The 13,618-nt window shown below is 41.3% G+C and carries 9 protein-coding genes; 2 read left to right on the forward strand and 7 right to left on the reverse strand.

All coding sequences use genetic code 11. From position 1 onward, the window contains the following. Nucleotides 1-367: 367 nt before the first annotated feature. The 7 genes from L0P88_RS15425 to L0P88_RS15455 all read right to left on the reverse strand — a co-directional run bounded on the left by L0P88_RS15425 (nucleotide 368) and on the right by L0P88_RS15455 (nucleotide 11,566). Complete coding sequence (locus L0P88_RS15425) at nucleotides 368-1,948, reverse strand: AAA family ATPase (protein WP_247130829.1); 1,581 nt, start codon at nucleotides 1,946-1,948, stop codon at nucleotides 368-370. A gap of 387 nt (nucleotides 1,949-2,335) precedes the next feature. Then, a complete protein-coding gene (locus L0P88_RS15430) occupies nucleotides 2,336-3,538 on the reverse strand; it encodes a DNA adenine methylase (protein ID WP_247130830.1) in 1,203 nt (400 codons plus the stop codon). A 239-nt stretch (nucleotides 3,539-3,777) separates the two neighbouring features. Beyond that, entirely contained in the window at nucleotides 3,778-4,731 is a 954-nt protein-coding gene (locus L0P88_RS15435) for a glycosyltransferase family 2 protein (RefSeq protein WP_247130831.1), read from the reverse strand. Beyond that, nucleotides 4,718-6,898, reverse strand: a complete 2,181-nt coding sequence (locus tag L0P88_RS15440; RefSeq protein ID WP_247130832.1) for a dolichyl-diphosphooligosaccharide--protein glycosyltransferase subunit STT3 — start codon at nucleotides 6,896-6,898, stop codon at nucleotides 4,718-4,720. Before L0P88_RS15440 ends, L0P88_RS15435 begins: the two co-directional genes overlap by 14 nt. A gap of 242 nt (nucleotides 6,899-7,140) precedes the next feature. Continuing rightward, nucleotides 7,141-8,373, reverse strand: a complete 1,233-nt coding sequence (locus tag L0P88_RS15445) for a glycosyltransferase family 2 protein (protein ID WP_247130833.1) — start codon at nucleotides 8,371-8,373, stop codon at nucleotides 7,141-7,143. Continuing rightward, a complete protein-coding gene (locus tag L0P88_RS15450; RefSeq protein WP_247130834.1) occupies nucleotides 8,346-10,475 on the reverse strand; it encodes an STT3 domain-containing protein in 2,130 nt (709 codons plus the stop codon). The genes L0P88_RS15445 and L0P88_RS15450 overlap by 28 nt, the downstream gene beginning before the upstream one ends. Nucleotides 10,476-10,777: 302 nt before the next feature. Next, nucleotides 10,778-11,566 carry a glycosyltransferase family 2 protein gene (locus tag L0P88_RS15455; RefSeq protein WP_247130835.1) on the reverse strand — a complete coding sequence of 263 codons (789 nt, stop codon included), beginning with the start codon at nucleotides 11,564-11,566 and terminating at the stop codon, nucleotides 10,778-10,780. Between the two features lie 750 nt (nucleotides 11,567-12,316). Here L0P88_RS15455 and L0P88_RS15460 point away from each other — a divergent pair. Continuing rightward, nucleotides 12,317-12,700, forward strand: a complete 384-nt coding sequence (locus L0P88_RS15460; RefSeq protein ID WP_247130836.1) for a hypothetical protein — start codon at nucleotides 12,317-12,319, stop codon at nucleotides 12,698-12,700. A gap of 43 nt (nucleotides 12,701-12,743) precedes the next feature. Next, a complete protein-coding gene (locus L0P88_RS15465) occupies nucleotides 12,744-13,484 on the forward strand; it encodes a class I SAM-dependent methyltransferase (protein WP_247130837.1) in 741 nt (246 codons plus the stop codon). Nucleotides 13,485-13,618: the final 134 nt, after the last annotated feature.

Raw genomic sequence — 13,618 nt, forward strand, 5'->3', positions numbered from 1 at the left:
AACAAATAAGAACGATTGATGTTCCAAAAGAAAGTAATATAAGCATCGCACTGGGCACTGAAACGTATCCTCAGCGTTTACTGTCCAAAAGTTGCGGTTGAAGGAAAAAATACAATTGGGGCTCCCTTTGCTATTTTTGGAAGGCCATTACCAGTGCAAAGGGTCGGCCCCATTGTTATGAACATTGGGTTCCGAAAGGGCACATCTTAAAGTTAAATTTTTTTTGGCCTCTCAGATTCCTTCAGCACTTTGGGATTTAGACGGGTTCCTTGATAAATACGTACGGCCCATAATAGTTACAGCCTTGTATACATTGAATCCAATCAAGAGTCTTCCAAAACAATAAATGAGGGGGAGTCATAGCGAATTAAACACTAAATAATTGGGACTTTTTAAGGTATGGAGAAGATATTTTCGTTTCCCCAGTCCCAGGATTTCGATAAACCCTATAAATAACAGCATCCTCTGAAGCACTTTCAATAATGATTGGACTATGGGTGGTGAAAAAGAATTGCACCCTAGGTAGCAGCATCCTCAATTTTTTGACCAAAACCCTTTGCCATTTTGGGTGGAGATGCAGGTCAATTTCATCTACCAGGACAATTCCATAGAGGTTTTTGACTTTCTTTACCTCGGGTTGACTGCTGCTCAGTCTGCAGAGCAAATCCGAAACAAAAATTACCATACTTCGGTATCCCTCCGATAACTGGTTAAAATGGAGCGGAGTCCCTTTTTCAATAAAAGTGACGGTATTGTACCCTATTCGTATTTGAACATTTTTATCGGACAGCCCATAGAACATATGTTCCAAAAATGATGTAGAAAACAGAGTTGCGGCGCCCCTATTATTTTTGGGATCCAGAGTCGTATTTCCATGCTCTTGTAATTCAGTCCGTTTTTGGTTCATAAGCCAGGAAATGGGGTTCATTAGTGTTTGGTCGTTATCGAAAAGGGACATAAATCCATACGATTCGGAATTGGACGACCGATACCTCGCCCGATGGGGGCCATATGCATATAAGTCCTTTAAATAGCCATCAGTTTTTTGACCATATTTTTTACCTCGGCTGTCAATCCCAAGAAGCTCCATTGAAGAATGACCATTTAAGATATGTTTTGTTTTACCGGCCTTTTCCCCATTGGTATGTTCCAATACGAAAAATCGATTGAATGTTAGATAAATGGCCATTAAAACAAGGGATTTCCCATCTCCGTTTTCTCCTACAAAATAAACTTCTTTGGCGCTGGAGAGATTGTCGATGCATGCCCGGTGGATAGCGTGAAAATTGGCTATTTTGACGGTATTGATATAATTGTCCTCGGTTTCGGTCATTTTGATTCCCTCCAACCATGACCAAAATTTATTGCTCGAAATACCCATGGCCTTATGAAAGTTGTTGCCAAGGCATATTTTGTAAAAATCGGTGTCATTTGGTGTCACTTTGGTGAGCCTGGTAATCCTTTCTTTAAGTACTCTTTTGAATAGTTTACCAACTTCGAAATTTTTAAAAATAGGGGAAAAATCAAAAGGAACTTCTTTTGCCTTTCTGAGATAGGGTTTGGCAGCGCCCGACTCTACAAGCGCACTTCTGATATTGGTGTATTCCTTACCGGATGTGTAGACAAACAGGCCCTTCATATCATCACCAGTGTACTCTTCCGCAAATTTCTTTACGATTTCCCCATGTGTGAAGATTACGGAAAACAAAGCAAAGAGTTTTTTCTCTTGGGGATATTTTTGGATATCGATCCAGTACTCGGGAATAGCATGATCAAGGGATTTCATTCCAAGAAATGAACGAAGTATGCGCCCATCCATTTTGGCTTCCCGATCCACATATTTTCTTAGGATTTCGGGACTGTGGACAACCTCCATTACCTGGACTATGTCATATTTTGTCCAAGAAGTTCGAATTTTGGTAAAGTTAAAATCGCCATTAAATTCCATAGGGTAACTACATAAGGGTAACTACATACAATATGGGATAGGCTTGAAAAGTATTTCCATAGTTTTATTCATTGCCACAAAATCAGTTTACCTCACATCCCTTACATTCAAATCCAGTGTACACACTAAAAAGTGTGTTGATTGAAGTGTACACTTACAATACAAAAAGGACTTTTCCTTCAAGTTCAAGTACTGGGGGTAGAATGAAAAACGTAATGTAACAAGCGGAACCCTATGACGATATCTGGGGCCAATACCACAGTTGAAGGGATGGAATTCGGTCCAGGAAGTCCTTGGGATCCTGTTTTTCCAGCAGTTCCAAAATCAAAAATAGGGGCCTCTTTGTTAAAACCCTTGCCCCATTTTACATCCTTTACCGTTTATAGCTTACACCGGATTGGCAATGACGAGGTATTCGGTTACTTCACGGGATTTATCTTTTATCCTCCCCATGGTGCTATGGATGTAATCAATTTCCTTTACCATGACTTTATAGGTATTTCCAAAAGTTCTATGGGCTATATCCAACAGGGATTCCAATGAGATCATTCCAGTGTTGCTGTAACTCAGGACAAGTTTGGCCTTTTTGCTTTTGATCTTTTCAAACATTTCCTCAAAAGCTCCTTTTACCTCACTTCGTTTACAAAACGGGGATTGATGTCGGTCATTTCTATATCGTCCCTTGAACTGAACTTCGGGATAATCGTATTTGACCAGGGTCTCCAAGGCATGGTAAAATCTTGAGTAGTGCATAAACGAGTACGGAGGGTCTGCATAGACCAGGGTTCCCTCGGGAATACTATCCAAACAATCCCTATAATCCCGCGCAGTAACCTGATGATTCAAATGGTTTGCACCGGTAAACACCATTATTTCCCCCAGCTTTCGTTTAAAATACGTTACAATCTCTTTCTTTCTATAAAGAATGATACTATGCATCGTCTCGGCATTACTTGCATCACGATACTGCGCAAAATGTCCTGTACTTTGAGCGTTGTAGGACATGGCAAACATGATACTTGAAAGTATGGGATAGTAAATGGACGATTCGGCATATTTTTCGGCAGCGATTCGCAATCCGTCTATCCAAAGACATTGTTCATAAGACCAATAGGTCCCTGAGTAATTCTTAATGAATAGATGATGCGCTACATCATTGAATTCAAAAAAGATCAAATCCTGTTGTAATTTCTCAATGGTATTGAATCCTTCCAAGGTTAAATCATCGTCATAGGTAAATTCGAGATTTGGGTATGCTTCCTTTACGAGATTTACATGTGCAGTGGCGAATGCTATCAATTCATCAATTAGATTTCCATGATCGTCCCAATTGTAACTTCCCAAATAGGTTTTGGCAAATACGGATGAATATTCTTGAATGTCATTGGAATACATGGTCACACTTGTTCCAATGGCCCCGCTTAGGATCGAAGATCCCGCAAATAGATCGCAAATAGGTTCACCCTCATAGATTTCATTGATGGATTGGATCAGAAAAGGAATGAGCTCCCGTTTGGAACCCATATACTTAACGATATGGGGGACGTCATCTCTTAATACTACCTTGGTTTCTTCGGAAATTATATGCATTGGAAGGGACATGTTGATGGTCAAACTACTGCCCGAAAGTAGTAATTCAAATGTCTTTTAATTTCGAAAAGTGGAAAATTTTCAAAAGTTTTTTTAACACGTAACCGTTCGTATGGTCTATTGAATTAGGAGGAATGGGCATATCCGTTTCTGAAAACATCCCCTGTGCTTTTTAAGCCAAATAGGTATATCTCTCGGCCAGCAAGAAATAGTTAAACGGGCCCGTACGATTGGGTTTCTTATGATTGGGAAGGGCTTCTTTTGGGAACATTGGCAATATCAATACTGATGGCCTGCAATAAAAATTGCATCCCCAGTAGTATGGGCAGGGCGGCCAACATAATTGTTCCTGCACTATTTTCCATGTTTTCCATAGCCCCGATTCTCCATTTATAGCTCCCTAATACAAAACCGAACAGCAACAGGGGCAAACCTACCAGCAAATAAATCGAAGCCATATTGAAGTTATAGATATAATACTTGAAGAGAAGTCTTTTTATCAACCCTTTCATCATTCTAAAAGGAAAGGTCAAAACAACGTTCCGTATGCAAAGACTGCTTATTTCATCGTTATAAATTGCTGAAATTGGAATGTCCTGAACAACTTTATCCACAAGGTTAAGATGGATCAGCATATCGGTTTCGAAAAAATAGCCCTTGCCAATTTTATCCAAATTCAAGTCCTGTAGTGTTTTGGAAGAAATGGCCAAAAAACCGTTTGTTGGATCCATAATATTCCAATATCCCGAAGCTGCTTTTATGATAAAGGACAAAACGCTATTACCAAAGAGCCTGATTTTGGGCATACATTTTAATGCTTTGAAATCGTGAAATCGATTTCCTTTGGTATAATCCGCTGCATTGTCCAGTAAAGGCTGAATGAGTTTTCCAATATGACCGGGACACATTTGACCGTCACCATCCAGTTTCACCACAATATCACATCTGAATTCAATAGCTTTTCGGAAACCACTTAGTACGGCTCCACCCACACCTTTGTTATTTTGGTGGCATATAACCGATACTTTGTCCAGGCATAATCCTTTTACCATGTTCCCGGACCCTTCTGGACAGGCATCATCAACAACAATGATGTGATCGATCCATTCTGGAACTGCAACGAGGACCTCGGTGATATGTCTCGAAACTTTATAACAAGGAATAACAACAGCTATTTTTTTATTCTCTTTCATAAACGTCTCCTTTTATTTTCCAGATTTGGTAAGCAGGGGTGTGTATTGAAACAGGCTCGAAATAAAGGGATTCTTGTTGCAACAGATACAGCTTTACCAATGTTGTGTTGGCCATTTCCTTGGACATGGCGGCACCAAAACCAGCATTTTTGTTCCATTGAAACACAAAACGGTTGTCCGCGGTACCCTGTAATGAGGTTTGGGCAGGGAACGTTTTTGAGTTGGCCCGAATACCGTCAAAAGTGGACAGGGATTGAAAGTACCTTTTTTGATTAAGATAATTTGCCGTACCGCTTCGCGTGTCTAAACTAATCTGATGGTTTGTTATTTCCTGCCCACGCTCCTTAAGACCGGTAAAGGTCAGGAAAAGGGGGAGTCCCATTGTTTTTCCTGTTTCCAAATCCGAATGCCCTTGCTTGAACCAGGAAGCGGTCTGTGTCATTTTATAATACATGAACAAATACATGTCCTTCTTTTGTTCAGGGTATAAAAAGGACAACCATTCTTCCACAGTGGTGAATTTATCCGTTTTGGGAAGGCGACCGTTCCGTTGCCCTGTCCTTAACCATTGTGCCGCCTTTTCCGGAGTCTGGGACAATACGTGTCCTAAAAACAAAAAAGTCTCGCTAATACTGGGAAACAGAGCATAAAGATCACGCATGCCTTGGGGACCATGCACGCTATAAAACTGCATATAATTTGCTGCTAGGGACAAGTCTTCAACTGCCAATGGGAAATATAGATAATAGGAAAGCTCCGGGGAAAATCCACCGTCAAGAAAAGTGCCCCGATCCAAATAGTACTGAATTTGATAGCCCAAATCCTGATCCGTCCAGATATTGGACTGCGCCAGGGTATTGTTTTCCAAGGCATCCAACAACGCTCTATTTTCGAACACCGCAGCCTTTTCATACTTTTTGGTAATGGTACCATAAGTTGAAAAAACACCTATCAGCACAATGATTAGGGTTGTTCCATAAATAAGGGCTGGTTTTAGTTTACCCTTAAAATCAAATAACAACTGGATAACATACCCAATTGTCAGCGCCATAATAGGGGCTGAAAATATAATAAAGCGATTACCTGCAATAAAAGGCAGGACGGCCAGCAAAATGGGCATGGCAAGAAACAGTGTCTTTACCCTAAGTTTCCAGATCATTAGGACAAAGCCTGCCAACATCAGGAAAAAAACAAATCGATTGTCGGTTGTCTTTTCTATAAAACCATCCAGGCTTACCTTATCCAATTCACTTATACCTAAATTGTTTGGAAAATCCGTGGTTGTACCCAACAGCAATTCAAAAAGGGAAAAGACCTGGTCTTTGGTAACATACAATCCCAATAAAATGGCCATCGCCAAAAACCCATATTTAACAAATGGTTTTTTGGTTTTATAAAAAAAGAGCAATGCTACCGACAAAGGCACTAGGGCCGATAAGAGAACTACACTATTTGCGGTGTCCCACCATAGGAAATATAAAACGGTGCACACAAATCCGAAGGCCAGAAATCGATAACGCCGGTAATCCTCTAGTTGGCCAAATTGTAAAAACAAATAACTGTTAAGGACCAGAAAAACAACATTCAAACAATCGGTGTCAAATACCCCTATGCGCGTTCTAACAACATAGGTCAGGGAAATTATCGAAAAAAGGGCGGCGGATAGTGCCGAAATCCGGTTCAGACGCAATCCCCGGCACAAGAAAAATAGGACGACCGCCATTAGGGAGGATAGGACTACCGGCATAAAAATGGCGACCGTAGTTAGGGGAATGGCGGTTAAACTACTGATCGTTACTGTTAACAAGGCCAGTAGGGGAGGGATGTAAGGGCGCTCCACACCTTCGGGAACATGTCTTTTTTCATCAAAACCATCATAGACCCCTTCCTGTACATCCTTGGCGAGTTGCAAATAATAATAGCTGTCAAAATTGGCCATTTGGTATTCGCCGCGATACTGAAAAGCGGTTTTATGCTTTTGCCAAACGGAAAAGTCTTCATAGCGTAAATACATGGCAAAAAGAACAATGGCGAACAGTCCGATCCAGGTTCCGATTTTTTGAAGTTTTTTTTCTCTTGGAACACCCATTTGTGGTAAATTAATCCCTCTTAAACTCTCTTTTGGTATAGCTTCATCCTGAAGCTTGGTACTATACTTTTTTTTCATTGTTTTCCAAAAATTGGTTCATTTGAACAGTTGGGAAATTATCATCTCATGGTCCGGTCGTTTCTTCCCTATGGGACTTTTTCGTCTTTACGATTTTTTTTTTTTGAGGTTTTGTCATCCATTTTTTTACAGAGACCTGGAAAATCCATTTTCATGGAGCGGGTTTCCTTTGGCAGTTCCAAATGGTGGTGAAACCTAAACAGGTTCGAAGGGATGTAGTTAGGGCCGTCATAAATACCATGTTATTTACTTACAACTGAAATTAGACTTAGGATGAAACTGTAAAGAATGATTTGGATTCCCAGAATGATCGGGACTGTGGAAAGCAATATTTTCTTTACAAAAAATGTAGGCTGCAATTCTGAAAACCCCGTATTCCCCCACAAAAGAAAATTGATTACAAACAATACCATCCCAAGAAGTAGGACAACTAATCCGGTACATATTCCTTTTTCCAATGTGAATATGCGATAGAAACGGTATAGTCCATTGCTTCCGGGCAATAAGCCGCTTGTGACCCTGAATGTTTTTACAAAGACGTGAAAGAATATAAATTGTATTCCTACAAGGAAAACAAAGGATAGCACGATCAATGTGTGAATATCGAAACCCACATTGCCTATTTGAATGGGGCCCATAAGTATCAATCCTCCACCTATGGACGATATGATCAACAACGAAATGCCGGGAATCAAGAATAACCATTTAGGGGAAAACATCAATAAAAACCGCAAATGCCTCCATCCATCCCTAAAGGTGCGCAAATGTGGAGGGCGGGACCTTCCATCAGGGGATAAGGTGGTGGGTACTTCCGATATCCTCATTTTCATCAGGGAAGCTTTGACAACCATTTCAGAGGCAAATTCCATACCTATGGTCTTAAGGTTCATTTTTTCGTACGCTGTTTTCCTGAATGCCCGTAAACCACAGTGGAAATCCCCGATCTTGACCTTAAAAAACAATCGGCCAATAAATGATAGCATTGGGTTGCCTACATATTTGTGCAGAAAGGGCATCGCAGTTTTGGCAATGCCGCCCTTAAACCTGTTTCCCATCACCAGATCATTTCCCTCCCTTAACTTTTCAATGAATGGCATTAAGTTTGAGAAATCATAACTATCATCGGAATCGCCCATGATCACATACCTTCCTACAGCATTGTTTATACCCTCCCGTAAGGCCGCACCATAGCCCTTTAGTTTTGCATGGACCACTTTCACCCCCAATTTTTCGGCAATCTTTATGGAACCGTCCGCACTTCCGTTATCAGAAATGATCACTTCTCCTAAAATGTTGTTCTTTTTAAGGAAATCCTGGGCCTTTTTTATACAGATGGCCAATGTTTCCGCCTCATTAAGGCATGGCATTACAATGGATACTTCCATAGGTGAAGCATCAATATTTTTGGTTATGGGCGTAGTTTTATCCACAACTATTTCTGGTGCTATCATTGCCTTGTTCCTTTGATTTTCCATATTTGGTAGTGTGGTGTGTTCAAGGATACCGGTTCAAAATATCCATCACCGTCTTCCTGCATGAACAGCCGCATCAATGTGGTCTTCGCCACATCCTTGGAGATGATGGCCCCAAAACGGGTTTTGCTGTTCCATATAAAGGTGTAGGGGGATGGGTTGTGCCGACTTGCTTTAGGGAGTGGTGTTTTTTTCAACGCCTTGCCATCGTGGGTCAAGATGTTCTGAAAGAGGAACCTGCCTCCCGTCCTCGTGAGTGCCTGTCCCGTTTTTAAGTCCAATTTGAACTCGTTACTGAAAATTGAGCCATCGTTTTTCTGCAGGTTGGAAAAGGATTGGAAAAAGGCCTCACCCTTCAGAACTCCGGTTTCCAGGTCTACCGTACCTTGTTTGAACCATGACGGGGTCTGCAATATAAGTTGATGTAGAAAGAGGTAAATGTCCTCGGTTTGATCGGGATATAGGAATGATGTCCATTCCTGGGAGGTCTCCAATCCTTCAACTTTTGGATATTCCCCGTCCGCAAGACCGGAATCCAATATGGGCATGGCACCTTCAATATCTTTGGAAAGTATGGTTTTGAGGAATGCAAAGGCTTTGGCCTCGGTCCCAAAAAGCACATAAAGCTTTTTCATGCCTTCCTTGCCATGTTTGCCATAAAACCTCATAAAGTTCGCGGAGAGGGCAAAATTGTCCGCTGCCAGGGGGAAATGCAGGTAGTAGTTGATTTCCCCACCGAATTCCCCGTCGGCGTAAGTGTTTTTGTCCAAATAGTAATGGATTTGGTGGCCGATGCCCCAATTGGTCCAGATATTGGCATTTTCTGGAGTGAACCTTTCCAGCGGACCCAAAAGGGCCTTGCTTTTTACAAAAGGGACTTGATGCATCTTGTGGATAATCTTGTTATAGTTGCTGTAAAGACCCAGACCCATAAGGAAAGCGCAGGCCAGATACACAAATTTGGTATGCTTCCGAGGGGTCATTTGGAAGAGAAGTTCCACAAGGGAGCCTATGCCCAATGCCAATATTGGCGAGGCGAAGATTAAAAAACGGTTTCCCGCAAAGAACGGCAATAGGCCCAATCCTATAGGCACCACAAAGAATAAGGCCTTTCGTTTTTGTTTTAGGAAAAAATGGACGAGCCCCACTATGATCAGCAGATATAGAAAACTGTTGGCATAGGTGGTCTCCATGTATTCGGTCATCCCCACGGGCACCAATTCCCCAATAATGTCCTGCAGGTGAAAAGAATTTTGTTTGTTTCCAAGAACCAAATTCATGATATTGACAATCTCTTCTTTCACCACGAACAAACCGCCCCCGCCAAGTAGTGCCAGGAAACCATATACGTACCGTTTATGTTTGGTATCGAAATAAAAAATGAAGGCAACAAAAAGAGGGACCAGAAATGAAAAAATGACAACACTGCTTGCGTTGTACCAAAAGGTGTAAAATAAAAAAGTGTTCAAAATGGCCAGTAACAAAAACCGGAAACGTCTGTTATTTTGCGATTGGGCAAAGCATAGGAACAAATAACAGTTAAGGAGTACAAAAACCACATTAAGGCAATCGGTATCAAAAAAACCGATACGTGTTCTGGAGATATCCGTAATGGAGATGGCGGAAAAGAAAGCGGCAACCAGTCCCCCTATTCGGCTAAAAGCTAATTTTCGGGCCAAGTCATAGATTAGGGGGACAATGAACGCGGATAAAATAATCGTGATGAACAAGGCAACAGTGGAAAGCGGAATGCCCGTTATTCTGTGTATGGCCACGGTAATCACGGACAATAGTGGGGGTATGGCCGGCCTTACCGCCCCATTGGGCACATTACGCTTTTCATCCAACGAATCATAGGTTCCTTCATCGATATCTTTGGCATGTTGGAGGTTGATATAGGCATCAAGACTTCCCATAATGTACTCCCCTTGGTATTGAAAAACGGGCTTGTTTTTTTGCCAGTCGATAAAATCCTCATAGCGCAAAAAAATGGAAAGTGCCACAATGAGGGCCAATGCCATTATGGTAGCTATGGACTTTTGGCGACTTGTTGCTAAAAAATCCTTTGATTGTTGGGGTGGGTTAACTTGGGCTGATGGTTTCAATTTGCTTTATGTTTTCAAAGCATCATGACTATAAAAAATAAAGGACTCGTGGGGCGGTATCATTTTTGGCCCCAAATGCAGTTTGCGGACCAATGCTATACCCTTGCCAGAGATTTCCTTATGTAAAGGAAAAAAAGGTGCTTTTTTGCTGAAAAAGGAAAGTAATAGGCGGGATGTATGCTGAACAACTGTTTCCTTTTTGAAAAATGGAACTTTTGGATTTGCGAACTTATGAAGGCGCTCAGAAACGGTTTTTAGGAAACATGATGGTTTTTCCCAGGTTTTCCGTCCTGGAAAGAAAATCAAGTAATGCTGCTCAGGTCCGCCTTGCGTATAATAGCGTATACTTTTGTTAAAAGTTTGGCAATTGCACCGCCCCAAATCCGTTTCAAAATTTCGAATTCTTCAATTTGTGCAACTCCACTGGCTAGGGTTGCAGAGGTTTCGGACCCAACATGAATGCGGTGTTTTACCAGTTTTTTGCGGATGTACGTAAAACGTCCATCCATTTTGGCTATCTCCAGCCAGGCTATCCAATCCAACGCAAATCTAAAATGGGGGGAAAACGAAAATCCTTTTAGGATTTTGGTGTTATAGGTCACTGTAGGACAACAAATGGAACTGCCAAAAATCAACACCAGTCTTTTTAGCAATTTGCTTTTATATGATGACTTGATAAGAAATGGAAATAGCGATATTTTTTTGACGATGGCATTGAGCGTGTTCTTTTTGCAGTTACCATTGACCACATCCCAGTAATCCGTAAAAACTATGGAACTTCCTTCTACGCATTTCATCACTTCTTCCACATAATTGGGCGCATAAACATCATCTTGGTGCGCAATGGTCACATAGTCGGAATTGGCCATTGAAAGCGCAAAATTCCAATCGTTGGCGATTCCCGTTTTTTCTTGGGTATTGACATAATAGGGTATCCCGTATTTTTTTGCCAACTCCCTTGTGCTTAACATAGGTGTAGCGGTTGTCATCACAATATCACTGGCCACAATTTGCTTTTTCAAGCTCATGATGCACATCTCCAAATAGGGCGGTTCTTTATAAACCGGAATTATAAATGTGTGTCTCCCCATCCTATACAATTAAGTTTTTGTCTTGTCCAATTAAGGCCATTTTTTGAATACGGTGTTTTGGCAAAAAAGGCAAACTATTCAAAAAAGAGCTGCTTAATGCAAAAGGGAATACTTAAGCGGGGCTATAGGGGGATAAGTGGGCGCTATAGAAGCCCTTGAAAAAAGGCATTTTTGTTGATCAAGTGCATAGCGTGTCCGAAATACCGGGCCATCCTATCGTAATTTGTGCTGTTGCGTTACGCCGAATTGCCATGGGGAACATCCAAGTTGGGTCACCATAAATCTTCAATGGCACCATTTAATTTTTAGGGATGGGAAGTACATTTTATTCCATTGCATCAGCTGTATTGAAAAGCTGGACATATGGAGCTTCAAATGGTTGGCCTCCCATGCCTGGCAGCTATTGCTCCCAAGATTTTTTTATGAATAGGACATTATTGCACACTTATTTTTTCCATGACCCACTTATGCAATGTTCTTTGCTCCTCTTGCCGGCCTTACCTAGTTTCGGGTCGTTCAGTTTCAGGAAGCCATATCTCAATATATGTTCTCTGGTAGATATGGTCCTGTTCTTCAAGATTAGGATTTCTTGGCTGAATACTTTTCTAGTGTTTAGAGCAGGGGAGGACTGGTGTATTAATCTGGTTGTCAAAATTTCCATCCTTAAGTGCCGGTTCTCCCCATTTTTTAGGATTTCCACCGCTAAAATCCAAACTGATGATATATGACATGAAAGGATGCTCAAAAATCATGGGCAAAAGGATCAGACAACTAAGGACCAAAGTTTACCTTAAAACGCAGGAGGAGTTTGTTGAGATGGTCAATGGATATTTAAACCGCAAACAGCTCTTGGATGACGAGGGCAAGTTTACCCAAAATATAATGGCAAGGCTAGAGGCAAAGGATGACATCACGTCTACGCGACTGTATCACTTGCTGAACTTTTTATACGATACCAAGTGTATAAATCCTGCTTGGGTCATATTGGAGCGGAATCTGTCCCATGCGCCATACCTTAGGAAGGTTCCTGGCAATATTGACCTATTTGCTTTGAAAAAGGATATCCGTGAGTATCAACGCCGGATAGACGAGCGTCTGGAGACCATTATGCATTTTTACGGACTTGGAATATAGCCATACCGTCCTGTAAGCTAAAAATCCAATCCATACCCTTATCATGGCAACAGACTATAATACCATTGCAAAGGAATATCAAGCATCGAAAATGCAACCCTGGCGAAAACATATCGAGGGGTTTTCTTTGTTCAAATTGACGGGGGATTTATCAAACCAGACGGTACTTGACCTGGCCTGCGGAGAAGGTTTTTATACCAGGCAATTAAAATTAAGGGGTGCACGCCATGTTGAAGGGGTCGATATTTCAAAAGCAATGATCCAGCTCGCAAGAAAGGCCGAAGACCGGAATCCACTTGGAATTACATATCATGAGCACGATGCCTTGACTCTAGTGTTGCCTAAAAAATTTGACCTTATCACCGCTTCCTATTTGCTTAATTATGCCAAGACCCCTGAAGAATTGATCCAATTTGGAAAGGTCATTTCAAATCATTTAAAGCCTGGGGGCCGTTTTGTTACAATTAATAGCAATCCCGATTATAAAGCCCCTTTGGGTACATTGCACAAATATGGATTTACACGGGAAAACAAAAGTCATTCGGAGGGAGGGGAAATCATATATCGCTTTTTCTCATCAGACGGGAGCCATATCGATGTGATCAATTACCACCTCGAAAAATTGACGCACGAAATTGCTTTGAAAAAAGCAGGATTGTCAAACATTCAGTGGCACACCATCGAATTGTCCCCAGAAGGAAAAGAAGAGTTTGGAATTGACTTTTGGCAATCAATTCTAGAAACGCAACCCGTGATTGGCCTTTCCTGTGCTAAAAGTTTTTAACCATATTTACCAGTGCAAACAAAGAATCAAAAATTTAATATGCAAGCGAAAAAAGTATTCCCAAACTGGGTATGGTTTATTTATATACTATTGTTTTCCCTTTCCATTCCCTGGTATTTGCCCAAGGGCCTAAC

The sequence above is a fragment of the Muricauda sp. SCSIO 64092 genome, assembly GCF_023016285.1.
Classification (GTDB): domain Bacteria; phylum Bacteroidota; class Bacteroidia; order Flavobacteriales; family Flavobacteriaceae; genus Croceivirga.

What these genes read in the sequence shown, in the direction of transcription:
- L0P88_RS15465 (WP_247130837.1), top strand. Translation starts at nt 12,744, where the DNA reads ATGGCAACAGACTATAATACCATTGCAAAGGAATATCAAGCATCGAAA.
- L0P88_RS15435 (WP_247130831.1), bottom strand. Translation starts at nt 4,731, where the DNA reads ATGAAAGAGAATAAAAAAATAGCTGTTGTTATTCCTTGTTATAAAGTT.
- L0P88_RS15440 (WP_247130832.1), bottom strand. Translation starts at nt 6,898, where the DNA reads ATGAAAAAAAAGTATAGTACCAAGCTTCAGGATGAAGCTATACCAAAA.
- L0P88_RS15460 (WP_247130836.1), top strand. Translation starts at nt 12,317, where the DNA reads ATGGGCAAAAGGATCAGACAACTAAGGACCAAAGTTTACCTTAAAACG.
- L0P88_RS15445 (WP_247130833.1), bottom strand. Translation starts at nt 8,373, where the DNA reads ATGGAAAATCAAAGGAACAAGGCAATGATAGCACCAGAAATAGTTGTG.
- L0P88_RS15455 (WP_247130835.1), bottom strand. Translation starts at nt 11,566, where the DNA reads ATGGGGAGACACACATTTATAATTCCGGTTTATAAAGAACCGCCCTAT.
- L0P88_RS15425 (WP_247130829.1), bottom strand. Translation starts at nt 1,948, where the DNA reads ATGGAATTTAATGGCGATTTTAACTTTACCAAAATTCGAACTTCTTGG.
- L0P88_RS15430 (WP_247130830.1), bottom strand. Translation starts at nt 3,538, where the DNA reads ATGCATATAATTTCCGAAGAAACCAAGGTAGTATTAAGAGATGACGTC.